Annotated in this window: 27 protein-coding genes, 1 tRNA gene and 1 other RNA gene; 19 read left to right on the plus strand and 10 right to left on the minus strand. The window is 46.6% G+C overall.

All coding sequences use genetic code 11. The features are described from left to right. Nucleotides 1-35: 35 nt before the first annotated feature. The 4 genes from M3630_RS25070 to M3630_RS25085 form a co-directional block, all read right to left on the minus strand. Nucleotides 36-293: an HPr family phosphocarrier protein gene (locus M3630_RS25070; protein ID WP_251253911.1), complete on the minus strand. Its 258-nt coding sequence runs from the start codon at nt 291-293 to the stop codon at nt 36-38. A 36-nt stretch (nt 294-329) separates the two neighbouring features. Continuing rightward, the gene (locus M3630_RS25075; protein ID WP_237899753.1) at nt 330-827 is read right to left on the minus strand and encodes a PTS sugar transporter subunit IIA; all 498 of its coding nucleotides are present in this window, start codon (nt 825-827) and stop codon (nt 330-332) included. Between the two features lie 129 nt (nt 828-956). Then, nucleotides 957-1,814: a glucose PTS transporter transcription antiterminator GlcT gene (gene glcT / locus M3630_RS25080; protein WP_173612136.1), complete on the minus strand. Its 858-nt coding sequence runs from the start codon at nt 1,812-1,814 to the stop codon at nt 957-959. 367 nt (nt 1,815-2,181) lie between these two features. Next, nucleotides 2,182-2,679 carry a ribonuclease H-like YkuK family protein gene (locus tag M3630_RS25085; RefSeq protein WP_056496045.1) on the minus strand — a complete coding sequence of 166 codons (498 nt, stop codon included), beginning with the start codon at nt 2,677-2,679 and terminating at the stop codon, nt 2,182-2,184. Nucleotides 2,680-2,863: 184 nt separating this feature from the next. On the opposite strand from M3630_RS25085, the gene tadA reads away from it, so the two are divergent. After that, complete coding sequence (gene tadA / locus M3630_RS25090) at nt 2,864-3,346, plus strand: tRNA adenosine(34) deaminase TadA (RefSeq protein ID WP_251253912.1); 483 nt, start codon at nt 2,864-2,866, stop codon at nt 3,344-3,346. A 39-nt stretch (nt 3,347-3,385) separates the two neighbouring features. Here the strand turns inward: tadA and M3630_RS25095 are convergent, their stop codons facing one another. Beyond that, complete coding sequence (locus M3630_RS25095; RefSeq protein ID WP_048035529.1) at nt 3,386-4,105, minus strand: pseudouridine synthase; 720 nt, start codon at nt 4,103-4,105, stop codon at nt 3,386-3,388. A gap of 159 nt (nt 4,106-4,264) precedes the next feature. Between M3630_RS25095 and M3630_RS25100 the strand changes: the two genes are divergently transcribed. Both M3630_RS25100 and M3630_RS25105 read left to right on the plus strand, forming a co-directional pair. Further along, nucleotides 4,265-4,353 (plus strand) — tRNA-Ser (locus tag M3630_RS25100). Nucleotides 4,354-4,782: 429 nt separating this feature from the next. After that, nucleotides 4,783-6,531: a methyl-accepting chemotaxis protein gene (locus tag M3630_RS25105; RefSeq protein ID WP_251253913.1), complete on the plus strand. Its 1,749-nt coding sequence runs from the start codon at nt 4,783-4,785 to the stop codon at nt 6,529-6,531. A gap of 63 nt (nt 6,532-6,594) precedes the next feature. On the opposite strand, the gene M3630_RS31255 is transcribed toward M3630_RS25105, so the two are convergent. From M3630_RS31255 to M3630_RS25115, 3 genes are all read right to left on the minus strand, one after another. Beyond that, on the minus strand, nt 6,595-6,882 hold the full coding sequence (locus M3630_RS31255) for a GNAT family N-acetyltransferase (protein ID WP_353057264.1): 288 nt from the start codon (nt 6,880-6,882) through the stop codon (nt 6,595-6,597). Then, complete coding sequence (locus tag M3630_RS31260; RefSeq protein ID WP_353057265.1) at nt 6,858-7,040, minus strand: hypothetical protein; 183 nt, start codon at nt 7,038-7,040, stop codon at nt 6,858-6,860. Before M3630_RS31260 ends, M3630_RS31255 begins: the two co-directional genes overlap by 25 nt. 298 nt (nt 7,041-7,338) lie before the next feature. After that, complete coding sequence (locus M3630_RS25115) at nt 7,339-7,767, minus strand: DUF4275 family protein (RefSeq protein WP_251253914.1); 429 nt, start codon at nt 7,765-7,767, stop codon at nt 7,339-7,341. A 176-nt stretch (nt 7,768-7,943) separates the two neighbouring features. Between M3630_RS25115 and M3630_RS25120 the strand changes: the two genes are divergently transcribed. The 8 genes from M3630_RS25120 (at nt 7,944) to M3630_RS25155 (ending at nt 13,262) form a co-directional block, all read left to right on the plus strand. Continuing rightward, nucleotides 7,944-8,525, plus strand: coding sequence for a sulfurtransferase TusA family protein (locus M3630_RS25120; protein ID WP_251253915.1), 582 nt, complete (start codon nt 7,944-7,946; stop codon nt 8,523-8,525). 13 nt (nt 8,526-8,538) lie between these two features. Then, entirely contained in the window at nt 8,539-9,690 is a 1,152-nt protein-coding gene (locus M3630_RS25125; RefSeq protein ID WP_251253916.1) for an MBL fold metallo-hydrolase, read from the plus strand. Nucleotides 9,691-9,752: 62 nt separating this feature from the next. Beyond that, nucleotides 9,753-9,977 (plus strand): sulfurtransferase TusA family protein, encoded by a 225-nt coding sequence (locus M3630_RS25130; protein WP_251253917.1) that lies wholly within the window; start codon nt 9,753-9,755, stop codon nt 9,975-9,977. A 340-nt stretch (nt 9,978-10,317) separates the two neighbouring features. Next, a complete protein-coding gene (locus tag M3630_RS25135; RefSeq protein WP_251253918.1) occupies nt 10,318-11,106 on the plus strand; it encodes a sulfite exporter TauE/SafE family protein in 789 nt (262 codons plus the stop codon). A gap of 84 nt (nt 11,107-11,190) precedes the next feature. Further along, nucleotides 11,191-11,673 (plus strand): DsrE/DsrF/DrsH-like family protein, encoded by a 483-nt coding sequence (locus M3630_RS25140; RefSeq protein ID WP_007719857.1) that lies wholly within the window; start codon nt 11,191-11,193, stop codon nt 11,671-11,673. A gap of 89 nt (nt 11,674-11,762) precedes the next feature. Next, complete coding sequence (locus M3630_RS25145; RefSeq protein ID WP_173612124.1) at nt 11,763-12,029, plus strand: metal-sensitive transcriptional regulator; 267 nt, start codon at nt 11,763-11,765, stop codon at nt 12,027-12,029. Between the two features lie 23 nt (nt 12,030-12,052). Continuing rightward, nucleotides 12,053-12,442, plus strand: coding sequence for a rhodanese-like domain-containing protein (locus tag M3630_RS25150; protein ID WP_221868221.1), 390 nt, complete (start codon nt 12,053-12,055; stop codon nt 12,440-12,442). 187 nt (nt 12,443-12,629) lie between these two features. Then, nucleotides 12,630-13,262, plus strand: a complete 633-nt coding sequence (locus M3630_RS25155; protein ID WP_251253919.1) for an NAD(P)-dependent oxidoreductase — start codon at nt 12,630-12,632, stop codon at nt 13,260-13,262. Between the two features lie 81 nt (nt 13,263-13,343). Here the strand turns inward: M3630_RS25155 and M3630_RS25160 are convergent, their stop codons facing one another. Continuing rightward, the gene (locus M3630_RS25160; protein WP_173612121.1) at nt 13,344-13,652 is read right to left on the minus strand and encodes a DUF4870 domain-containing protein; all 309 of its coding nucleotides are present in this window, start codon (nt 13,650-13,652) and stop codon (nt 13,344-13,346) included. A 237-nt stretch (nt 13,653-13,889) separates the two neighbouring features. Here M3630_RS25160 and M3630_RS25165 point away from each other — a divergent pair, with 237 nt between their 5' ends. Together M3630_RS25165 and M3630_RS25170 are read left to right on the plus strand one after the other, a co-directional pair. Then, entirely contained in the window at nt 13,890-14,489 is a 600-nt protein-coding gene (locus M3630_RS25165) for a class I SAM-dependent methyltransferase (RefSeq protein ID WP_173612120.1), read from the plus strand. A 12-nt stretch (nt 14,490-14,501) separates the two neighbouring features. After that, nucleotides 14,502-15,161: a DedA family protein gene (locus tag M3630_RS25170; protein WP_251253920.1), complete on the plus strand. Its 660-nt coding sequence runs from the start codon at nt 14,502-14,504 to the stop codon at nt 15,159-15,161. Between the two features lie 123 nt (nt 15,162-15,284). On the opposite strand, the gene M3630_RS25175 is transcribed toward M3630_RS25170, so the two are convergent. Continuing rightward, nucleotides 15,285-16,175 carry an EamA family transporter gene (locus M3630_RS25175; protein ID WP_221868224.1) on the minus strand — a complete coding sequence of 297 codons (891 nt, stop codon included), beginning with the start codon at nt 16,173-16,175 and terminating at the stop codon, nt 15,285-15,287. Between the two features lie 213 nt (nt 16,176-16,388). Between M3630_RS25175 and M3630_RS25180 the strand changes: the two genes are divergently transcribed. The 6 genes from M3630_RS25180 to recR all read left to right on the plus strand — a co-directional run bounded on the left by M3630_RS25180 (nt 16,389) and on the right by recR (nt 22,965). Next, on the plus strand, nt 16,389-18,152 hold the full coding sequence (locus M3630_RS25180) for an HD-GYP domain-containing protein (protein WP_251253921.1): 1,764 nt from the start codon (nt 16,389-16,391) through the stop codon (nt 18,150-18,152). 55 nt (nt 18,153-18,207) lie between these two features. Continuing rightward, nucleotides 18,208-18,472, plus strand: an RNA gene (gene ffs, locus M3630_RS25185) — signal recognition particle sRNA large type. 238 nt (nt 18,473-18,710) lie between these two features. Further along, nucleotides 18,711-20,144 carry a PAS domain-containing sensor histidine kinase gene (locus M3630_RS25190; RefSeq protein ID WP_173612116.1) on the plus strand — a complete coding sequence of 478 codons (1,434 nt, stop codon included), beginning with the start codon at nt 18,711-18,713 and terminating at the stop codon, nt 20,142-20,144. 141 nt (nt 20,145-20,285) lie between these two features. Further along, nucleotides 20,286-21,983, plus strand: a complete 1,698-nt coding sequence (dnaX, locus tag M3630_RS25195; RefSeq protein ID WP_251253922.1) for a DNA polymerase III subunit gamma/tau — start codon at nt 20,286-20,288, stop codon at nt 21,981-21,983. A 45-nt stretch (nt 21,984-22,028) separates the two neighbouring features. Next, complete coding sequence (locus M3630_RS25200; RefSeq protein ID WP_251253949.1) at nt 22,029-22,340, plus strand: YbaB/EbfC family nucleoid-associated protein; 312 nt, start codon at nt 22,029-22,031, stop codon at nt 22,338-22,340. A 28-nt stretch (nt 22,341-22,368) separates the two neighbouring features. Next, on the plus strand, nt 22,369-22,965 hold the full coding sequence (recR, locus tag M3630_RS25205; protein ID WP_012683846.1) for a recombination mediator RecR: 597 nt from the start codon (nt 22,369-22,371) through the stop codon (nt 22,963-22,965). Nucleotides 22,966-23,033 lie beyond the last annotated feature (68 nt).

Raw genomic sequence — 23,033 nt, forward strand, 5'->3', positions numbered from 1 at the left:
CTTCACCTTCCTGTCCGTCGTTTACACGGTATGATTTACGAGGATTGCTTCAATAGCTGCTGAATCGCAGTGGCTACGTTTTGTTCATCCGCTCCATCGATCTGAACGGTCAGGGTGTCACCTTGGGAAACACCCAGTGTCATGATGCCGAGAATGCTTTTGCCATCTGCGTGTTTTGTCCCTTTGCTCAGCGTAATCTTTGACTGAGATTGCGACGAACAATTCACGAGTAGAGCTGCTGGCCTCGCGTGGAGCCCGCCCTCTATATTGACGGTTACTTCAAATTGAACCATGTTGTACCTCTACCTCCCTCAACCATGCGCTTCGCTTTATTTTAAGACGACAGTCATCAGTGGCTCTTGACCTGCTTGAACAGTTGCTTTTGCCACTACATTTTTTTCAGCAACCATATCACCGTTTGTAATAACGATCGGTGTTACGATCGGACAACCCGCATCCTCCAGTACACTCTTGTCGAATTGGATGAGCTTGTCGCCAGCTTTTACTTGATCGCCAACCGAGACAAATGGGGTAAAGCCTTTCCCGTTTAATTTCACGGTGTCGATTCCAATATGCATCAATATCTCAAGACCACTTTCAGACGACAGCCCGATAGCATGGTGAGTAGGGAAAAGATGCGTTACCTTTCCATCGACAGGGGAGACGAGAGTGTCTGCGCTTGGCAGAATCGCTACACCATCACCGACGACTTTACCTGCGAACACAGGATCAGGAACTTCGGACAGAGGGAGTACGGTACCTGTTAATGGTGCAAGAAAGGTTACCTCTTGTTGTTGTTTTTTCCGGGAAAAAAGACTGCGTAGCATAGTATCCTCCTTTTGCGTCTGAACCAAAAAAGGCATGAGACGGTTGAATTCATACGACGACATACTTACTATGTCCGTATGATCTCACCGCTCATGCCTAGTCGAGCTAGTAACACGCAGGATTATGATTTAATTTTGTTGTAATAAGCGATAAAGGTGCAGAGCCATGTAACCAACCTCGTCTTCCGGTACAGCAATCTCGAGACGGGTGGAGATGTATTGAGCCAGCTCTGTTGCCAATTGATAGGCTTCTGGCATGGTCGTTTTGACTCGGTCCAGAAGCGGGTTCTTGATGAATTTTTGTTGACGGATGCGCTCAACGGCAAAGCGCAAATGGGTGATGAGACGAACGTAATCAATGGTACTGCGTTCAATCGTAATGGCTGTTCGCTCTTCAATCAGGCTTACCAACTCGGTGATGATGTTGGTGAATTGGACTGCCTTTTTTACTGGGACGTAGCTAATCGCGGAATGAATGTGCAAGGCCAGAAATCCGATTTCACTATCGGGAATGTCCAGGTCGAATGCGTTTTTGATCATATCCGCTGCCCGGTTCGCCAGTGCGTACTCCTTCGTGTACAGCGTCTGGATTTCGAACAAGAACGGATTCACGATCTCCATCCCGTTATTGAGCCGATAGATGGCAAACTGGATATGGTCAGGCAAGGCAACGTGGACGTGTTCGTTCAATTCTGGCGTGATCTCACTCGCAATGAGAGCGATGATTTCTTCCGCAATTCCTACGACAGCAGGATCTACTTGGCTCAGGATGTTCTGATACTGCTTCTGATGATTTTCATTTTCGAGCCTGAAGCGCTTTTCCACTCGCAAATCATGGGCGGGGATGGTATTCCCGGTTTTTGCACCAAATCCGATTCCTTTTCCGAACAGGACAATTTCTTGTCCAGATCCGGGTTCTTCCACGAGTACGACGTTATGGTTCAACACACGCGTAATAGCGTACGTTTTTTCCTTTTCACGGGACAATCCATTCCACCACCTTTAGATAGACAAAAACGGTCCATGACCGTATTTGCTTACCGCAAGCGGTCACATCCAATTTAATGAAAAACGCCGATGAACCATGACGTTAATCAGAAAAAAGAGCCGAAAAAACCTTTTTAACAAGAAAAAGATCTTCTCGGCTCATGCCTGCATTACCAGTAACACGCCTTGTGAAAACGCTTCAATTAAAGCTTATAATAGCTCACGTCTCGTACATTGTCAATCACTCTGTGAACGGGAAAAACACGGCGGGCAGGAGAAGCAGCAGCCTGTCCCGAATTGTTTGAACCGACAGGATAAGGACAAAACAAAGCCAAGCGGACGCCTCATTAGCAATCCGCTCGCTTTGTTACTTGGTGTACTTGTCGGCAATCGTAGATGCACAGAAGGAGTTCGGTTTGATCTCGGCACGAAAGTGATTGGTTTCTGCTAAGCTCAACAAAGACTGGATAAACTTACGGGTAGGACCATTCGTGCCGATATCAAAATGCAGGCGGATGGGAGTATCTAAGTGGTGGTCCCGCAAATATTGGCGTACTTCTGTGGCAAGTCCGACTGCGTACATCGCTTCCTGAAATATACGCTGTTGCAAGGATGAGTACCGGCGTTCCTGAAATTTGTGATAAAAGAAGGTACCCCCATGCCCGGGACGGATCACTGTGATAACAAGGGCAAAAAAAGTCCCGCGGCTTTTTAATTGAGAGTCGGCCCCCACAATAATTTCAAATGGACCACCTATTGATGAGATGGTATGTTCGATGTGGGAAAACACTTCTTCTTTTGCCAGTAGACCTCTAGTCGGACTGTGAAAGCGATCAAATAACGTATTTGCAGAGGTTAAGCCCACTCACATCCCTCCAGAAAGAGGCTAACAATGATTTGCATACTTCTTCCTTACATCATTAATGTATGTAATCTCTCAGATAGTATGTGAACGGGTAGGGACAAAAACTTCTTGAATCAACTTTTTTGAGTAAAAGGGTCCGTTTGTTCGGGACGAAAGACTGTTTTTGAAGGAGTTTTAGGGAAACGTGATACAAGCAAATGAACATGATTATTATATGAAACAAGCCATGGAAGAGGCCCGGAAAGCCGCTGCGATTGGCGAGGTTCCGATCGGTGCGGTCATCGTGCGCGAAGGGGAAATCGTAGGTCGCGGCTACAACTTGCGGGAAACACAAAAAGACCCTACCTTGCACGCGGAATTGATCGCGATACGGGAGGCGAGTGAACACTTGGGTGGATGGCGCTTGATCGGGTGTACGCTGTACGTGACGTTGGAGCCGTGTCCAATGTGTGCGGGTGCAATCGTTCAAAGCCGCATCGAACAGGTCGTGTATGGCGCTCGCGATCCGAAGGCGGGCTGTGCCGGGACATTAATGAACCTGCTTGAAGAACCGCGCTTCAATCACCAGGTGCCAGTCATAGAGGGCGTTCTTGCAGAGGAATGCGGGCAGATGCTCAAGGACTTCTTTCGTGGATTGCGCAAAAAAAGACAGCCGGTACAGGAATGACCGGGCTGTCTGGACAAACCGTCTGCATGCAGGCGGTTTTTATTTGTTTACATTTTGCAGCATGTGCAGCTCTTCCTCGGTCAATTCGCGATACTCACCAGGGGCGAGTGACGGGTCAAGATGAAGCGGGCCCATACGAATCCGTTGCAGATAGGTGACCTGCAGGTCGAAGGCAGCAAACATCCGCTTTACCTGATGGAACTTTCCTTCCATGATGGTGACGCGAATCTCTGATGTTTCTCCCGAAGAGATAATTTCCAGCTTGGCCGGCAGTGTAGTGAAGTCCTCTAATTCCACGCCTTTGGCAAACTCCTGTACATGGTGCTCAGTGACCCGGCCATCGATGCGGGCAAAGTACTCCTTGTCCACTTTCTTTTTCGGGGACAAGAGGCTATGGGAGAGCTGACCATCATTGGTCAAGAGCAAGAGACCCTCTGTGTCAATATCCAGTCGGCCTACCGGATGCACCTTGATTGCCCACTCGTACGGGAGCAAGTCCACTACGGTTTCATGGACATTGTCCTCTGTAGCAGAAACGACTCCGGGCGGCTTGTTCAGCAAAACGTATACCCAGCGCTTAAAGTTTAGCGGTTCTCCATCCACAAGAATTTCTTGTTCCTCGGCAATGACATGCATCCCCGGGTCTGTTGCGACAACGCCGTCTACGACGATCAGTCGCTGTTTTACTAATGCTTTCACTTCCTTGCGCGTGCCGATTGCCATATTGGCCAGCACCTTGTCCAAACGTTCACGTTTCATATATGTTCCTCGCTTTTCTTCTGATCGGATACCAATCGTGTGTGCTGTTATTAGTTTGGCCTAATGAGCCGCGCAAATCAAGGGGCATGCAAAGGAATGAGTCTTGCATTTTTGACTGTATTTTGCTATAGTAAGTAATGTTTCTGACAAACCAAATATGGAGAGATACCCAAGTGGTCATAAGGGGACGCACTCGAAATGCGTTAGGCGTCGTGAGGCGTGCGTGGGTTCGAATCCCACTCTCTCCGCTTAGATTTTTCGGACCGAAGAGAATGAAGCATATTTTTGCCGATGAGGCGGAGATATGCTTTCATTTTTTTGGCAAGAATATACTTCAACATCAGCTCTGCCTGTATATAATGTTTCACAGAAAAAGAGGGTGTCTCTAAGTCGGAAAATCGACTTTTGGGATACCCTCTTTTTCATTCCAAAACCCTTGATCAATTCTTGAGTATACTGGTCTACATGGCTGAGCAGGAGGGTTTAACAATAATTACCCCTTACAGCCGTGTTGCAAAAGCATGAAGCAATTTTGAGTCGTACTTAAAGCCGTAGATTTTGTTAATGTATAAACAATAAAATTCGGTTTTCACTCTATACTTCATTGTGTTATATGACGATATATTAATTAGATATATTATATATTTTATTTATTTGTAGCTGGGGGAGTGGGGATTATGAGCGGAAAGTTGGGAAATGCAACAGGAAAAACAGGGCTTACACTTCGCACCAAATTACTGGCGGGGTTTCTTACAGTTGTTGCGCTCCTAGCATTTGTGAGTACATTTGCATTAAGCCAGATCAGAGATTTGACCATGATATCCGGGGATATCGATAAGTCATGGATGCCAGCGGTTACCCTGCTTGGCACGTTGAATGGAGACATTTCCGACGTGGAGCGTTTTGCGCTCAACATTATCGTCGAACAGAACGAGGAGGAGCTCACGAAGCAGAAGGAGGCTCTGGATCAACTGCTTGCCAAGATCGAGGATGAACGGAAACAACTGAAGACGCTTGTGTATGCCAGCAATGCGGAAGGCAGTGAGATTGTCAATCTGTTTGAAGAGTTTAACACCAAATACGATGCTTATTTGGAAAAAATGCCTGCGTTCGTGAAGTTGGGCAGAGAAAACAAATATGATGAGGCAAGTAAGTTACATAGCGTGGCCTACCCTTTGTGGTACACGGCCAATGATAATATTGTCAAATTAATCGATATATACAATGAGGGGGCCGGAAAGGTTAGTCAAAGCGCTTCGGAGCTTTCCCAGCAAGCGTTTGTCATCATTCTTGTGACTACTTTCGTAGCGGCGGCCATTGCGCTGCTTATCGCCTTCTTCATGGCACATATCATCTCAAAGCCAATCCAGCAAATAAATCAGGCCGCTGTCCGGATTGCGAGTGGCGATCTAACGGGCGATACGATTGTGCTGCGTAACAAGGACGAGTTGGGCACGTTGGCGGCATCCTTCAACACGATGTCGGCGAATCTGCGCGCTATGATTGAATCAGTAGCTACGACTTCTGAGCAAGTAGCAGCTTCGTCGGAAGAACTGTTAGCCAGCGCAGAGCAAAATGCGAAGGCATCCGAGCAAATTACCCTAACAGTGGAGGAATTGGCTACGGGTACCTCCGAGCAGGTGGATATTGTCAAGCGTTCCTCTCAGGCCATGGGCGAAATGGCTTTGGGTTCGGAACAGATCGCACAGTTGGCACAGAGCGTATCGATATCGGCCGTTGACGCAGCCAACCAGTCTGCGGAAGGAAATATGATCATCAAGTCAGCGGTTGAACAGATGAATACCGTCCGTAATTCTATCACATCCCTATCAGAGCTGGTTACGGGACTGGGAGAACGTTCGGCAGAGATCGGAACGATCACCGAGGTCATTAATAATTTGGCGAGTCAGACGAACCTGCTGGCACTGAATGCGGCGATTGAGGCCGCAAGAGCTGGAGAGCATGGCCGCGGCTTCGCTGTCGTTGCCGAAGAGGTTCGGAAACTGGCCGAGGAATCCTCATTGTCTGCGCAGCGCATTACTGACCTGGTGCAGCTGATTCAGAATGATACAAGGCAGGCGGTTGAGGCAGTCAAAATGAACAGCGACGAAACGCAAAGCGGCATGGAGATTGTCACAGCAGCTGGACAGGCATTTGAGAACATCTCGAATGCGGTCAACAAGGTCGCGGGCGAGATTCAGGAAGTATCCGCAGGCGCGGAACAGATGGCGGCAAGCACGGACGAGGTCGTCCATTACGTGGAGAAGATTTCAGCGATTGCGGAAGAAGCATCGGGCGGCGTGAATAACGTCTCTGCCGCTACGGAGCAGCAGTTGGCTTCCACGGAGGAGATCGCTTCGTCTGCGGCTTCCCTCTCCAAGATGGCTGAGGAGCTTCAGGAGCAGATTAACAAGTTCAAAGTATAGATTAAAACATTAGACTGCTTCTTCTGCTGCCCTGGGCGGCAGGAGAAGCGTTTTTTCATTAGCTTAGAACTTTTTTATAAAATTTTTCTGATCCTTTGTAAATCGATAGCCACGTCGTTCATAGAACCTGTGAGCATGTATGCGACTCGGGTGGGACAACAGTTTCATCCCAGAAAATCCATTCTTCTTTCCCCACTGTTCAAGATGTTCAATCAACATGCTACCTACACCTTGATTCCTATCCTTTTCTTTCACAACAAACCCTAGGACGTTTACGAAAGAGTCGGAAAAAAGCAATTCATAGGGACTTCCATGGATATATCCGATTACTTCGTTGTTTTGCTCACACACAAAGAGATGATGTCGTTTGTTTTCTTTGTGATGATTTCAATCTTCTCTTTTACTTTTTCTTCAGAAAATAGATGCAGATTCGGGTTAAAGTCTAGGTTTAACAAATAAATACCATGATAATCCGTGACCCTAATTTTTCGAATACTCTTTTCTTCCATTTTTGAACGCCTCCACTTGTTTGATAGCCAATTTCTATCGCCAAAAGGTGCTGTCCCCCGAGATAATAGCTCAAGTGGGCCGGCATTTTCTTTTTTATATAACAAAAACTGTAAGCAAATCTCAAGACCTCTGGGTAAAATTATGGGGACAAGAAATTGTTGCTCCCCCTTTCAAAGAGATCATGGTAAACAGTTTGCAGTATCTCCAAAAACGATAATCAGCTCATCCATCCAAAAAGGAAGCATAACGCATACCCCTAAAGGTATCCGAATGCTTCCTCTCTTTGTTTCCCTCATCCTATTTCCTACAAAAATAAGGCCCACACCACTTGGTTTCATGGGTCTTCACATACGTCCACGTAAAGTCCTTATCCACGACGTACACATCGTATTCCTTTTCCAAGTCCGCGACAGAAAACCTCGCAGCATTTTCCAAGATCAGCACTTCGTTAGCAAGCTGGTAAAACACATAGTACGACTCATGGGCTACCTGCTGAAAGGCCTCATCCGCTTCCTCTCGTTCAAGACAATCCCTCAGCTTATTGCTGAATAAATGCCACAGATACCCCTGGTAGCCGTCATTATTTTTGAGAAAAATCCTCTCTTTATCCTCTTCGGTCAGATGGCTCGCAAAATGCTTTTCCCATTCTTCCCGTAAGTATGGTCCCCAAATTGACAGCTCTGTTGTCTTCGTGTTCTTTTCCTTCATCCGGTCAGCTAGTTTCATTGGGCGCCTCCATGTTGGTACAAGTTCGTTTCTAAGAAGATACGTATGAAAGAGTGGGTCGGTCACGTTTCGACTATTGACAAAGAAAAACGAGGGGCATATTATAATACCCATAGGGGTATATGTATAATGTTGATCGATCACATTTCCATTCAAAAACGTAGGAGGTAGACAGCATGTCTGTACAATCGAATTTTTCTGCTGATAAAACAGTAGATTGCAAAGGGTTGGCATGTCCAATGCCTGTCGTACGCACAAAAAAAGCGATGGAAGAGATGTTACCGGGTCAAGTGATGGAGGTACAGGCGACGGATAAAGGGTCATTGGTTGACCTGAAGAGCTGGGCAAATAATACCGGGCATGAATTTTTGGGTACAGTTCAGGAAGGGAAAGTGTGGAAGCATTTCCTGCGAAAAGCGAGTACCCATGAGGTGAAAGAGGAGACGAATTTCTTGCGGACCATTTCTAATGAAGAACTGCAAAAAAAGCTGGAAGCCAACGAGAAGCTGACGCTCATTGATGTGCGAGAACCGGCGGAGTACGCTTTTCACCGCATTCCTATAGCTATTTTAATACCCCTGGGAGTATTAGAGCAGCGCTTGGATGAATTACAGCCCGATGACGACATTTACATCATCTGCCGATCTGGCAAGCGCAGCGACATGGCTTGTCAGTTGCTGGCCGAAAAAGGTTTTACCAATATCACCAATGTAGTACCGGGTATGTCTGGCTGGAATGGCCCGGCAGAAAAACAATAAGGGGGAGAGAAAGATGATGGAACAACAAACAGGTGTGAAGGCGATGACAGCACACGAGCTAACGCAGCTTCTTTTTGCGCAGGAGGAATTGTTTATTCTCGACGTTCGCAATACGAGCGATTACGAGAATTGGAGAATCGAAGGGCATCGAGTAGTGAGCATGAACATCCCTTACTTTGATTTGCTGGATGGGGTGGAGAGTGTTCTGGAGAAAATCCCTGTGAATCAAAAGGTGTTGGTCGTCTGTGCAAAAGAGGGCTCGTCCATTTTTGTCGCAGAGATGTTAGCAGAAGCGGGCATTGCAGACGTTTCTTACCTGCAAGGTGGAATGAAAGCGTGGAGTGAGCATCTGGAGCCAGTGAAGGTGGGAGACCTCCGTGATGGCGGTGCGATTTATCAGTTTGTCCGCATTGGAAAAGGCTGCTTGTCTTACATGGTCGTATCAGGAGGAGAAGCGGCTGTCGTCGATACATTGCGAATGACGGATGTGTACGAAGCATTTGCAGCCAAGCATCAATGGACGATCAAGCACACCATCGATACCCATCTGCATGCCGACCATATTTCCGGTGGAAAGAAGCTGGCAGATCAGCTCGATGCGTCGTATTGGCTTCCAGAAAAAGATGCGGAAGAAGTTACGTATTCCTATCGTAAGCTAGAGGAAGGGCAAGAAATCCAAGTGGGGGCAACCAAAATCGCGATCCTGCCAATCTATTCCCCCGGACATACCATCGGGAGTACGTCACTGATTGTCGATGATACGTTTTTTCTCACGGGAGACAGTTTGTTTGTCGCTTCGATCGGGCGCCCGGATTTGGCCGGGAAAGCAGAAGATTGGGTGGGAGACCTGCACAACACCTTGTATAATCGATATAAAGAGCTTCCCGAGCATTTAGTCGTGTTGCCTGCTCATTTTGGCAGCTACACGGAGATTGGTTCGATGGGTGTCGTATCCGCCCGTTTGGGTGATTTGTATCGCAATAATCCAGGGCTAACGATTGCGGATGAAAGTGAATTCCGGCATATCGTTACGCATCATTTGCCGCCGCAGCCGAATGCGTATCAAGAGATTCGCCAAGTGAACATGGGGAAATTAAGACCGAGCGAAGAGGAACAACAAGAGATGGAAGTTGGGCCAAATCGCTGCGCCATTCACGATAAATAACCAAGAGGTAGTTCAAAAAATCGTCTTTTGATCTCGCGCTTATATAACAGGAGGAATGAAAAATGGCGGATATTATGGTAGATACAAAAGGTCTGGCTTGCCCGATGCCAATCGTCAAAGCCAAAAAAGCAATGGACGGAATGCAATCCGGTCAAACGATGGAAGTACTCTCGACAGACAAAGGCTCTTTGAACGACTTCACCGCTTGGGTCAAGCAAACCGGGAATGAGCTGGTTTCCCATGAGGTTGAGAACGGTGTGTACAAATTTTTGGTGAAAAAGCTATAGGGAGACAGAAGCGAGCACTTTTGGATGAAGCCTCTAACGGTTCGTATAGTGCTCGCTTACTCCTGATTTTCATAAACGATACGTACGCCAAGGTGCGTATAGATTTCTTCTTTGTAGTGGCCATTTGGGCATTGCTTTTCACTGAACAAGGCATTTTTGTGTGAGCGCAAAGGTTCTTGGCAGGTGGGGCACCGATGCTGAAAAATGGATTTGAAAAAGCGGACCATTTAAATCACCTTATTCACAGTTATTTACTTGGTATTAATTTTACTTGATGATGACTCATTTGAAAAGAGGGTTGAGCATTCCGATGTGTTAGGTAGGAATGCGAGGAGGATATATGGACGTTTTGCTGCTTCTGCTCATGGTCTCTCTCGGTTTTGTCGGCTCCTTTTTTTCCGGATTGCTCGGGATTGGCGGAGCGATCATCAGCTATCCGATGCTTCTGTTTATCCCACCAGCACTAGGGGTGGCGCAGTTTTCCGCACAGGAAGTTTCGGTTATATCGATGTTTCAAGTGTTTTTCGCGTCGCTGTCTGGCGTACTGGCTTTCCGCAAAAGAAACGGGAAAAACTCGCCCCTGATTCATAAAGGACTCGTCAGAGATATGGGGGGAAGCATCTTGGGGGGCAGCCTGATTGGTGCAGCTCTCTCCCAATACTTGTCGAATGAAAGCATCAATGTGGTGTACGGGATACTTGCAATCATCGCCGTGATTTTGATGCTCGTGAAAAATAGAGGGACAGAAGGGGCAGCAGGGGAAGTTGCGTATAACCGCTTCATTGCTGCTGGTGCAGCGTTTGCCGTAGGAATCGTATCCGGGATTGTCGGTGCAGGGGGAGCGTTCATCCTCATTCCGATCATGCTGACCGTGCTGAAAATACCTACGCGGGTGACGATTGCCTCATCTTTGGCTATTGTATTCATCTCCGCAATAGGAGGTGTGATCGGGAAGCTGTCGGGTGGGCAAATTCCGCTCTTGCCCGTTTTGTATACGGTCATCGGAAGTGTTTTGGGGGCGCCGGTGGGCAGTATGGTCAGCGCCAAGAGCGATGTGAGATATTTGCGTTATGGCCTGATTGTGCTGATCTGTGGAACGGCGATCAAGATTTGGAGTGACATTCTATAAGGAAAGATGCTTTTCTTGGCGAAAGCTTCTTTCGCTTATTTTTATACCTATACAAGTATAAGTATTTCTGAGGAGTGTTCTTACATGGAAAAACAAAAAGAAAAAACGACAATTGTGTTGTTTAGCGGTGACTTGGATAAAGCGATTGCGGCCTTTATTATTGCGAACGGAGCTGCGGCTTACGATCATGATGTCACGATCTTTTTCACCTTCTGGGGACTAAATACCATGCGCAAAGATGAGATCGTGAAGGTAGAAAAGGGTTGGCTTGAAAAAGCATTCGGTTGGATGATGCCAAGAGGCGCCAAGAAGCTCGGACTGTCTAAAATGAACATGATGGGCATGGGGCCAGAGATGATCAAGCATGTCATGAAAAAGCACAATGCCCTGACGCTTCCGCAACTCATCGAGCTGGCTCAGGAGCAGGGGGTGAAGCTGGTCGCTTGTACGATGACGATGGACTTGCTCGGCCTTAAGCAGGAAGAACTGCTCGACGGAATGGAGTATGCAGGTGTAGCTGCTTATTTGGGGGATGCGACACAGGCAAAAGTAAACCTGTTTATTTAAAACAGCTCACGTAGGCGCTTCGCTTGACATTGCCTGTATTTCGCATAAGATACCTGTATGTAAAGTAGTTCCAAGCAGGAGGAATTCATATGGATTACAACTACAGTGACGATATCAAAAGACGATTAAAACGAATCGAAGGACAAGTCCGCGGTGTACTGAAAATGATGGACGACCAGAAAAACTGCAAAGACGTAGTAGCACAGCTCTCTGCCGTTCGCAACGCTTCAGACAAGGCGATTGCCCAGATTGTAGCGGAAAACCTGCAACGCTGTTTGCTAGAGGAGCAGGCTACTGGGGGAGACACGAGCAAGCTGGTGAAAGAAGCCGTAGAGCTTTTGGTCAAGAGTCGCTAAACCGATTTTGGAGGGAGCTTCCTATGAGTTTCACTACGATTCTTTTGCTGATCGCCTATGCGGTCATTATTTGGTATATCATCTCTCGCTTCGTTCCTGTGAAGGGATTGGAAAATCTCAAGTCAGATCAGTTCAAGGAACGGGTCAACCAAAAAAGCAGGGTGCTGCTCATCGACGTACGTGAGCCGCACGAATACAAAGCGGGTCACATTCCATCAGCGGTGAACATCCCTTTGTCTCAGCTCGACCAACGTGCAAAAGAAATTTCCAGCAAAAACGATATATTGCTGTACTGCAGGAGCGGGATGCGTAGCAAGCAGGCAGCAAAAATTTTAAAGAAACACGGCATTCCGCAGATGGCCCATCTGCAAGGCGGGTTCATTACCTGGAATGGTCCGACGAAAAAGAAGTAACAGCTAGCACCTGGTGGTTTGAATACCCGGGTGCTTTTTTACTGCGATGAAAAAACAGGGTTGACATTTCTTTTTGTTGTAACTAAAATGATTACAACAAGGCGGTGCGACAAACGCCTATTCTTTTTGAAAGTGTTGTAACTAATTAAGTTACATCAACAACATACAAAACGGAGGGAATATTATCATGAAAATTGCAATTGTAGCAGCAAGCGGTAAAGCAGGTAAGGTGATTTTGAAAGAGGCGTTGGATCGTGGTCATCAAGTGACAGCGATTGTGCGTGATGCATCCAAAATCGAGCAAAAAGATGTAGCTGTGATTCAGAAAGATGTGTTTGACCTGACAGCCGCAGATTTGAACGGCTTTGACGTAGTCGTGAACGCTTTTGGCGCACCAGCAGGTCAAGAGCATCTGCACGTCGAGTCAGGGAAGGTACTGATTGAAGCGTTGAAGGGTGCTCCTTCTACACGTTTGCTCGTTGTAGGTGGTGCAGGCAGTTTGTTTGTTGATGAAGCCAAAACACTGCGCCTTGTAGAAACTCCTGATTTCCCTAAGGCTTACTTGGCAACTGCACAAAAGCATGGAGAGTACTTGCGTGTATTGGAAGAGTCAAACGGCATTCAATGGACGTATATCAGTCCATCTGCCTTTTTTGACCCAGCAGGGGAGAGAACAGGCGCGTACAGACTCGGAAAAGACCATCTGTTAGTGAACGCTAGCGGACAGAGCTATGTGAGCTATGCTGACTACGCAGTGGCGATGCTCGATGAAATCGAAAATCCGAAGCATCAAAATGAGCGCTTCACAGTAGGCTCCTAATCTCAATTGGAATTAGGCTCTACCTGAATACAAAGACCAGCTTCCTACAAAAGGATAGCTGGTCTTTGTTGTGTATCGAGATTATCGGCCAATCCCACCGACGAATGGGTAGGAAAACGGGCGTCCATTTAAGGAATAAATGATACCTTTAACCGGGTAGTAGATCGCCATCAGTCCAAACACAATTAGGAACGGAATCCCAATCAACAAGAAGGCGAAGAACCAAGAAATAGCGATAAGCACCGTCATAATGATGTGGAACAACAAAGCCTGCAGCGCCATATTTTTGGCATCACGATTTTGTACGAGTAGCCAGACAAGAATGGGCACAAGGATCGGTGCAAAAAATGTGCTAGCGTGCGTGATGACTTTTACACCTCTATAATCCATAAATAAGTCCTCCTTGATTAAATGTAAAACTAGATCTACTGTCATTGTAACGTATAGAAATCACTCAAAAAACCATCATGAGCGTGATTATATACTCCGACTATAGACGGAGGAATTTTTATTTCCATTCGTTTACTGTTATAGTAGTAAGAAAATCTTTCGTTTTTGGTAGATAATTCGTAATGTTTTTTGGATATGATATTGGATAAGTAAGAACTGAGAAGGGAGTATATAGACATGATGATCGATTGCCATCATCCATCCAGCATGAAGGATCGGATGATGTTCTTCTATAATTTTTTGCGGTCACCTGGCCAAGTAGGCAGTATTACTCCTAGCTCCCGTGCGCTTTGTAAACAAATGGTTGCACCCATCGACTGGGAGCAAGCACATACAATTGTCGAATTAGGAGCGGGAACGGGGATTTTTACGAAGTGGATCGAGCAAAAGAAAAAACCGGAAGCCGTACTGGTATCCTTTGAAAAGGAAACCAAGATGCGCAAAAGGTTGGAACCACTATTTCCCGATGTACGATTCCACGAAGATGCGGTAGATTTGAATCGGGTTCTTACGGAAGCGGGGTTAGGTAAAGCCGACTGTATTTTGTCGGGATTGCCGTTTGCCAACTTCCCACAAGAGCTGCGTGATCAAATTATGGATCAGGTATATCATGCGCTAAAACCAGGCGGAGTATTTGTCGCCTTTCAATATTCGCTGCAAATGAAAAAGCAGCTTTCCTCTGTATTTGAGCAAGTATCGGTGAAAATGGTTCCATTGAATCTGCCACCTGCCTTTGTCTACATTTGCCGGAAGGATGATGGCAAGGGTGTCGGCTAGGAGGATTTTTAAATGATTGTCGATATGCTGTCCGAGTCTGTGGGTCAGTTTGGTTATTTTGCTCTTTTCTTTATGTTATGGCTAGGGATTGTTGGTATGCCGATTCCAGACGAGGTAATCGTGCTGTCTGCGGGAGTGCTGACCTCGATGGGGATTCTGCATGTTTTTCCTGCATTTATTGCGACCTATTTGGGGGTTGTGTCTGGGTTGTCATTGGGGTATGTGCTCGGGAGATGGCTAGGTGCACCTGCATTGAACTGGATTAGTCGCAAAAAAGGAATGAACAAGTACGTAGATCAAGCGCAGTCGCTGCTCGATCGTTACGGAAGCTACGCTCTCTGTATTAGCTATTTCTTTCCTGTCGTCAGGCATGTGGTTCCTTACTTGGTCGGGATCGGGAAAATGACGTTTCCACGGTACGCCCTGTTTTCGTACACAACCGGCTTTGTATGGACATTGATCTTGTTTTTGCTCGGTCATTTTATGGGAAACAAAGTGGAGATGCTTACTTCCTATGTGGCCTTATTGAATAATCGAACCGTCATTTTCTCTGTCTTAGGCGTACTGGTTCTCATTGCTGCTGCTTATTATGGATTTACTGTTTGGAGAAAACAAAAAAGCATGGCAACTGCGCCACAGCCTCTGATGATCGATCGTGATCGAAAAGAGTAACCCGAATGGAATAATGATTGAGGTTAACAACCCTCTGCGTGGAGCAGAGGTTTTTTGCTTTTTATCATAAAAAGCCCGTCCATATGTGCGGCAGAGGCACAAATGACGGGCTTTGGACAACAATTATGAGGTAACCTTGTTTCTTCGAATGTTTCGCTGGCGCAGCCATTCCGGGAAGATGATTCCGAGTAAAATGATCACGACACCGCTCACTTGGAGTATAGAGACAGATTCATTCAGAATGACATAAGAGGAGAGCACAGCCATAGGTAGCTCAGCTGCTCCTAATATAGCTCCCATCCCCGGTCCGATGTGCGGCATACCATAATTGAAAAAAACCGTCGGGATGAAAATACCGAAGAAGGCGAGCAAAAATACGTATGGAAACAACCCGTCCAACAATGCTCCGTTGAATAGAAAAACGGGTGGGTAAATCAAGCTGGCCAACAGAACAGAGCCAGTCGCCATGCTGGAACTACGAATCCACGGATTAACAGCAATGGCGGTTTTCCCGCTGAACAAAATAAACAACGTAAAAGAGACGGCAGAGAGAAGACCGAATATGACACCCATGATATGAAATTGGGCCAATCCACCGCTCTCAAAAATTCCCCCTGCAAGAAGGGTTCCTGTCAACAGCAAGAGGAGGGAAAAAATCGTCTCCTTTCCAGGCATCCTGCGAGTCATTACAGCTTCAACCAGTACGCCCATCCATGTGAACTGAAACAAAAGGACAATGGCGATCGAGGCTGGGATATATTGCAGAGCATTGTAGTACATAATTCCCGTCGAACCGACTGTCAGACCTACGACGACCAATAGTAGCAACTGGCGAAGGGGAGGCTTGGTCCGCAGGAAGAAAAGCGCGGGTATCCAGGTCAGCACAAAGCCCAAAAACATTTGCCCACCAATTACTTCTGCGGGGGAATAGCCTTGCTTGTAGGCAAGCTTTACGATGGTTGATAGTATGCCGTAACTACATGCTCCGAGAAAAACCAGGAGGATGTATCTCATCTGATGCATCTCCTCACATACGATAATAATTCTTAGCTAGAATATTACGACAGCGTCCGTTTGTCTATGGATGAAAAAGATTCCATTTTTGGTTCGAACAAAGGTTTACGTTTGATCCCAGCGGGAAATAGTGAAGGGACACTATATAATCGTACCCACTACAAATGGTGTAGCTATAGGTTTGGTGAACAGCTTAGAAAAAGGGGGAGGCTTGTGTACCTAAAGTGGAGGGATCGATTGTTTTCTACATTTTTACTATTGATTCTGGGGCCTACTATTTTTATTTGCTTCCTTTTTTATGATCAAGCCAAAGAGGCAGTATTTGAGCTATACAAGACGAACATGGATGCGGATATAGGGCTCGTCGATGAACGTCTTTTGTCTCTTTTTCAGTCTATCCAAAAGGATACCGATGAATTGGCGATTAGGCTGACTGTGCGTGTAACAGATGGACCATCTTTTGTCGAAGAAAATAAAAATGGTATCCGGCGTGAATGGCCATCGCAGGAACAAGCCGTCCAAAATCTATTTGAGCGTTTCTCCCGCAATCAAAACGTAGTAGGCAATATTGTTTTTCTCGGTGAGGATGGGAGAGTTTTCTCCTTACACGAAGATAAGAGCTGGAGTCCGGATAATCAATTCATGGAACGAGAGCATTGGGGAACCGGAGAAAGCAGAGTGGATTTTCTTACCAAAAGGGAGCGAGAGGAGTATCCAAGATCATTTTTTCTCGAGAAGCGCCTGGAGGGTTTGAATCCAAAAGCTACGGGACTTTTATTGGTGGAAATCGATCTCGATAAACTGACTGACTGGATCCGTACCTACGTCGTTCCAAAAGAGTATGGCATGATGGTCCTTTCCCCCTCCCGAACCATTATGGTTCACACCGATAAAGCTATGATTGGAAATCATGTTTCCGGGCTTCCTCATTATGAAATGGTACGCAATCAGTGGGAACAATCCAATGAAAAAGGACTCTTTTCTTTGCTCATTGAAGGCAAAGACATTTACGTATACCGTCAAGTATCTGAAAAAAGCGGTGCTGCTTATTTTGAGTGGTTGCCGAGAGAGGGGATTAATGAACGATTACAACGATTGAACCTCATCTTTTTTTTCACCATTTTTATCGTTGTTTTATTTGCCTGTTATGTGGCTCATCGTTTATCAAAATGGATTGGTGAGCCGATCTATAGCTTGGTATCCGCTACTGACTCCTTGTTGAAAGGTGATTTTTCCATACGCGTCCCGATACAGGGGATGAAAGAAATAACGCTACTGGAGAATAAGTTCAACACGATGGCAGAACAAATGCATTCGTTAATTACCCGGGAGCGGGAGTATTCGCAACAGAGCCTGGATCAAATCGTTCGCAGCTTTTACTTAGCCGTAGAGATGAAGGACCCTTATACAGCAGGACATTCAGAACGAGTTACACACTATGCCCTTATCATTTACGATTATTTACAGCAACAGGAGCAGCTTGCCGTTTCACGAGATGATTTACGTTATGCTGGATTAATGCATGATATCGGTAAAGTAGCCATTCCTGATCACGTCCTTTTAAAAACAGGAAAGCTATCGCCTGACGAGTATGAATGCATGAAAACTCATTCCATCATCAGTGGAAAAATTGTGGAGCAGATAGAAAACCTGTCTCATATCAGTTCAGGAGTAAGGCATCATCATGAGCGATGGGATGGAAAAGGTTACCCGGATCAGCTCAAAGGAGAAGAAATCCCGCTGATCGGGCGTATTCTTGCCGTTGCAGATACGTTTGATGCGATGACATCTACACGTTCCTATCGCAAAGCCATATCAGCAAATGACGCATACGAAGAAATTCTGCGATGCCAAGAAACACAGTTCGACCCATCTATTGTTTCGATTTTTAAGAAGGCTTTTGAGGATGGAGCTATTCAGATAACACAATCGGCGGATTGCAAGGGAAGAGTTAGTAAGGATAGAGAGATTTCCTAGCACTGGATAGGTTTACTCCTTGCTATCGGCTACTAACTTTGGTATTCTAGTTCTACCGTGCTAGACGGGGAGGTTGCGGTGCCCTGTAACCTGCAATCCGCAATAGCAGGGTTGAATTCCTATCCTAGGTTTTCTTATGTGAGGCTGCCTTATGGCGGCGGTGTTGAGGAGCGGGTCCTGTGCAACGCGAACCCATGAATCTGGTCAGGTCCGGAAGGAAGCAGCCATAAGTGGATCATCGCGTGTGCCGCAGGGTAGCCTGCTCTGAGCTGCTACCATAAGTAACGCTCGGATAAGAATTATCGAAGATAGGTGCACGGTACTTATCACGAATGACAGATAGCATGTTTCCGAAGGGAAGCATGCTATTTTTATTTATGTTTATTTTACGATCCAATTATTTTTTGTTGGAATTTGACGATAACTAGCGAAACATTTCCATGCTTTTCGGGTAGATAGAATGAAGGTTTTACGGGTATTTTCACGAATTTTCATAATAGGCGGAAAGGATTTCTTTCTTTCCTTTCAAAATACGTCATAGGCCAGGAGGGACAAGCTATGGGTGCACTTTCTTCGTTACATCTCGTTGGCTCGTCCGGTCGATTGCAGCGGTTCATGCATCAACTGCCTACTGCCGTTTTATTGGTGAATCAAGCGGGTAGTATCGTGGAGGTCAACGAACAACTGCTTCGTGTAACCGGATATTCACGCGATCAACTTGTCAATCAGCCTATCAGCTCTCTTCTTCCCCATCGAGGCTCCATAGAGCTCATGTATGAGGAATATTTGCGAAAGGAAGAAGAAGTGGGAACCAAAGGCGAGGTTGAACTGGAATGGTGTGATAAACAGGGAAGATGCAGGAGCACACCTGTCATGATCATGGCACAGCAAGCAGAAGAACTTCTGTACATGATTCATTTTCCCCAACTCCTAAAAGAAAGCGATCAGCTTTTGTCGCAGCGATTGCTGACCAAACTGACCTATGATACAAGCATGGGCTTGTTTATCCTCGACGAGAAATCGATCATTATCGAAGCCAGTCAAACTGCGTGCAAGCTGTTGGGTATGGAGAGACTGGACGTCATCAATAAGCACGTCGATCAAGTATTTAGCGGCATCCCCGAACCGCATCGGTTCATTAAAAAAGAACTGCTGGAAGGCGTAAAGCTGCAAAATGTCGCGACTTCCTGGACCAATGATAACCAACGCTATGAGCTGATTGTCGACGCCAATACACTCCAAGACGAGTCAGGGAAAACAGTGGGGGCGTTTATTCTTTTCAAAGACATAACAAACCTGCGATCCTTCGCCCAAAAGCTCGAGCGGAATGAACGCTTGGCGATGATCGGGCAAATTGCTGCTGGTACAGCACATGAGATTCGTAATCCACTCACCTCGATCAAAGGATTTCTGCAAATGTTCCTCAAGTCATTCGCTGACAGCGGCATGGAGCGGGAGAAAACGTACACCGAAATCATGCTCACCGAAATCAATCGCATCAATTCTTTAGTCAGTGAATTCCTACTATTGAGCAAGCCACGTAATATTCAATATTCCATGGTCGATTTAAATACCGTTTTTGAGGAAATTTTGCCGATCGTCGTGTCACAGGCGAATCTGTACGGAATTGATGTTCAGTTTGCCTCTTGCGGTAAGCTTCCAATGGTCGTCGGGGATAACGAGCTATTGAAGCAAGTGTTTATTAATATCTGCAAAAACGGAATAGAAGCAATGGGAGAGCAAGGGTCGCTTCGGATTTCCCATCATTTCGATCAGGATGGCGACAAAGTCAGTATCGATATTCACGATTCAGGTCCGGGCATCCCGCTTTACATTATTGATAAGATTTTTGATCCGTTTTTTACGACAAAAGAGGAAGGGACTGGGCTCGGATTGTCTGTCTGCCAAAAAATTATTCACGATATTGGCGGTCAAATCCGTGTCTCCTCTAAAGGGTTTGGGACCACCTTCCATATCATGCTGCCGTATTAGGAGTAGAATGCGTCCCGCACAATTGTGAACGGGGCGTTTTTTAAGTGAGACTTGCCCGTTCACTTTGTACGAACGGTGGCAATCGTGTATACTGAATAGGATATAGAAGAGGACTGTGCAGATGGGGAGTGTCACACGAACATGGCTTATACCGCGCTATACCGCGTATACCGACCGCAGACTTTTCAAGACGTAGTCGGACAAGAGCATGTTACGACAACCTTGCGTAATGCTTTACGCGAAAATAGGCTGTCCCATGCCTATTTATTCAACGGTCCCCGAGGTACGGGAAAAACAAGTGCAGCCAAAATTATGGCGAAAGCAGTGAACTGCGAGCAGCCCATAGATGGTGAGCCATGCAATCAATGCGATACGTGTAGAGCCATATCCAACGGTTCTGTAACGGATGTGCTGGAAATCGACGCGGCATCCAACCGTGGTGTTGAAGAGATCCGCGACATTCGCGACAAAGTGAAATTTGCCCCGAGTGACGTCAGGTATAAAGTGTACATCATCGATGAAGTGCATATGCTGACGACAGAGGCATTTAACGCTTTGTTAAAAACCCTCGAAGAGCCGCCGTCCCACGTCATTTTTATTTTGGCGACGACAGAGCCACACAAGCTGCCAGCTACAATTATCTCTCGTTGCCAGCGCTTTGATTTTCACCGAATTCCTCTGAGAGTGATGGTCGATCTTTTGCAAAGGATTTGCCAATCACAAGGGGTGCAGGTGGAGGAGCAGGCCCTGCAGCTCGTAGCGAAGATGGCTGAAGGTGGAGCCCGTGACGCTCTTAGCTTGTTGGACCAAGCGATTAGCTATAGCAAGGACGAGGTTCGTGCTAGTGATATTATGCAGATTACGGGCACAGTTGCCCAATCTTACTTTTCTGTGCTTGCGCGACATATTGCCGAAAATGATATTGCGCAGGTCATGGAGCAATTTGATAAAGTCATGGTGCAAGGGAAAGACCCGGAGCAGTTCCTGCACGATTTCCTCTATTATTACCGCGATATGCTGTTATTGAAGACAGCGCCGCAGTTGGAAGAGATTGTCGAGCGGACCATGATTGATGATCAGTTTGCAGAGGTTGCAAAACTGTACTCGTTTCCGGTGCTTTATGCAGCGATTGAGACCTGCAATCAGGCTTTGTCGCAATTAAAATGGTCGACCTATGCAAGGGTGCTGGTTGAACTGACGCTTGTCAAAATGTGCCAGCCTAATACGAATGCGACGGAATCTATGGGAGCCTCACCCGTTAACAGCGAGGAACTGACCGCGATGTCCAATCGTATCCGTGTTTTGGAAGAGCGTTTGGTTCAAGTGATGCAAGGTCAGGTGAGCATTCCCGGCCAGCAAAAGGCCGAAGAAACGCGCAAGAATGAGCCAAGGCGCATAGCTGCGGCTTCTGGTGGTTCGCGAACCCCGATGAATAGAGTCAGGGAAGTCGCGAAGGCCATGGATGAGAATTTGACGAGACAGGTGCGCGGGCAGTGGAGTCAAATTTTGACCGAACTGAAAAAGATCAAGATTCAGTACCAGGCTTGGCTAGTCAATGGTCAACCGGTAGCTGCCGGCAATGAAGCTGTTGTCGTAACCTTCAACAGTGCCATCCATTGCGATAAGACGATGGAGGCAGAGCTTCGGAGCGTGATCGAGCGCGTTATGTCTACGGTGCTGGGCAGGCCCTTGCAGCTCTTGTCTGTCATGGAGGAAGAGTGGCAAAGTGTAGACCAGCAGGTTGGTCAAAAAGACGCTTCTGATGAGCCGGAAGAGGACCCATTTTTGGCGGAAGCCATCAAGCTCGTCGGAGAAGATCTTGTTGAAGTCAAAGACTAAATCATACAACCATAACCATTTAGGGAGGATACCTCAATGAAAAACATGCAGCAAATGCAACAAATGATGAAGCAAGTGAAAAAAATGCAGGAAGAAATGCAAAAAGCGCAAGAAGGCTTGAAAGAGAGAATCGTGGAAGGCTCTGCTGGTGGCGGTGCTATCACTGTGAAAATCGATGGACATAAACAAATCAAAGACATCGTGATCAAGCCGGAAGTAGTAGACCCTGAGGATGTAGAAATGCTGCAAGACCTGGTGCTCACTGCTGTGAACGATGCACTGCGCAAAACCGATGAAATGGTAGGCAAGGAAATGGGCAAGTTTACCGGAGGCATGAACATCCCAGGCCTGTTCTAAAAATTGGGCAGGAAAAGAGGAGTAGGCGATGTTTTATCCAGAACCGGTCTCAAAGCTCATTGATGGTTTTATGAAATTGCCCGGCATCGGTCCCAAAACGGCTGGGCGGCTTGCCTTTTTTGTGCTCAATATGAAAGAGGACGACGTGCTTGATCTGGCAAAAGCATTGGTCAATGCCAAGCGTCAGCTTCATTATTGCTCGGTCTGCAACAATATTACCGATCTTGATCCATGTCATATTTGTCGAGACAAACGCCGTGACGGCTCCATCATCTGTGTGGTGCAAGAGCCGCGAGACGTGGTAGCGATGGAGAAGACGCGAGAGTTTGAAGGGTATTATCACGTTTTGCACGGGGCGATTTCTCCTATGGATGGGATCGGTCCGGAGGATATTCGCATTCCTGACCTGTTGAAGCGCCTCGGTGATGAGCAGGTGAAGGAAGTCATTTTGGCGACCAATCCGAATATCGAAGGGGAAGCGACAGCGATGTACATTTCCCGGCTGATTAAACCTTTTGGCATTCGCGTGACGCGTATCGCCCATGGCTTGCCAGTCGGTGGAGATTTGGAGTACGCCGATGAAGTGACGCTGACCAAAGCATTGGAAGGCAGACGCGACCTGTAAAGGAATTTTTAAAAATACCATCCTAGAGTACGATATAGAGAGAAGAAGACGGGGCTGCCTGTCTTTTT

The organism is Brevibacillus sp. MER 51, from assembly GCF_023714195.1.
In the GTDB taxonomy this organism is placed as follows: domain Bacteria; phylum Bacillota; class Bacilli; order Brevibacillales; family Brevibacillaceae; genus Brevibacillus.

Bases quoted from the DNA above. Each gene is read 5' to 3' on its own strand.
- M3630_RS25070 (WP_251253911.1), bottom strand. From the start codon at position 293: ATGGTTCAATTTGAAGTAACCGTCAATATAGAGGGCGGGCTCCACGCG.
- M3630_RS25075 (WP_237899753.1), bottom strand. From the start codon at position 827: ATGCTACGCAGTCTTTTTTCCCGGAAAAAACAACAACAAGAGGTAACC.
- M3630_RS25095 (WP_048035529.1), bottom strand. From the start codon at position 4,105: ATGAAACGTGAACGTTTGGACAAGGTGCTGGCCAATATGGCAATCGGC.
- M3630_RS25105 (WP_251253913.1), top strand. From the start codon at position 4,783: ATGAGCGGAAAGTTGGGAAATGCAACAGGAAAAACAGGGCTTACACTT.
- M3630_RS31260 (WP_353057265.1), bottom strand. From the start codon at position 7,040: ATGGAAGAAAAGAGTATTCGAAAAATTAGGGTCACGGATTATCATGGT.
- M3630_RS25115 (WP_251253914.1), bottom strand. From the start codon at position 7,767: ATGAAACTAGCTGACCGGATGAAGGAAAAGAACACGAAGACAACAGAG.
- M3630_RS25120 (WP_251253915.1), top strand. From the start codon at position 7,944: ATGTCTGTACAATCGAATTTTTCTGCTGATAAAACAGTAGATTGCAAA.
- M3630_RS25125 (WP_251253916.1), top strand. From the start codon at position 8,539: ATGATGGAACAACAAACAGGTGTGAAGGCGATGACAGCACACGAGCTA.
- M3630_RS25130 (WP_251253917.1), top strand. From the start codon at position 9,753: ATGGCGGATATTATGGTAGATACAAAAGGTCTGGCTTGCCCGATGCCA.
- M3630_RS25135 (WP_251253918.1), top strand. From the start codon at position 10,318: ATGGACGTTTTGCTGCTTCTGCTCATGGTCTCTCTCGGTTTTGTCGGC.
- M3630_RS25140 (WP_007719857.1), top strand. From the start codon at position 11,191: ATGGAAAAACAAAAAGAAAAAACGACAATTGTGTTGTTTAGCGGTGAC.
- M3630_RS25145 (WP_173612124.1), top strand. From the start codon at position 11,763: ATGGATTACAACTACAGTGACGATATCAAAAGACGATTAAAACGAATC.
- M3630_RS25150 (WP_221868221.1), top strand. From the start codon at position 12,053: ATGAGTTTCACTACGATTCTTTTGCTGATCGCCTATGCGGTCATTATT.
- M3630_RS25155 (WP_251253919.1), top strand. From the start codon at position 12,630: ATGAAAATTGCAATTGTAGCAGCAAGCGGTAAAGCAGGTAAGGTGATT.
- M3630_RS25160 (WP_173612121.1), bottom strand. From the start codon at position 13,652: ATGGATTATAGAGGTGTAAAAGTCATCACGCACGCTAGCACATTTTTT.
- M3630_RS25165 (WP_173612120.1), top strand. From the start codon at position 13,890: ATGATGATCGATTGCCATCATCCATCCAGCATGAAGGATCGGATGATG.
- M3630_RS25170 (WP_251253920.1), top strand. From the start codon at position 14,502: ATGATTGTCGATATGCTGTCCGAGTCTGTGGGTCAGTTTGGTTATTTT.
- M3630_RS25175 (WP_221868224.1), bottom strand. From the start codon at position 16,175: ATGAGATACATCCTCCTGGTTTTTCTCGGAGCATGTAGTTACGGCATA.
- M3630_RS25190 (WP_173612116.1), top strand. From the start codon at position 18,711: ATGGGTGCACTTTCTTCGTTACATCTCGTTGGCTCGTCCGGTCGATTG.
- dnaX (WP_251253922.1), top strand. From the start codon at position 20,286: ATGGCTTATACCGCGCTATACCGCGTATACCGACCGCAGACTTTTCAA.
- M3630_RS25200 (WP_251253949.1), top strand. From the start codon at position 22,029: ATGCAGCAAATGCAACAAATGATGAAGCAAGTGAAAAAAATGCAGGAA.
- recR (WP_012683846.1), top strand. From the start codon at position 22,369: ATGTTTTATCCAGAACCGGTCTCAAAGCTCATTGATGGTTTTATGAAA.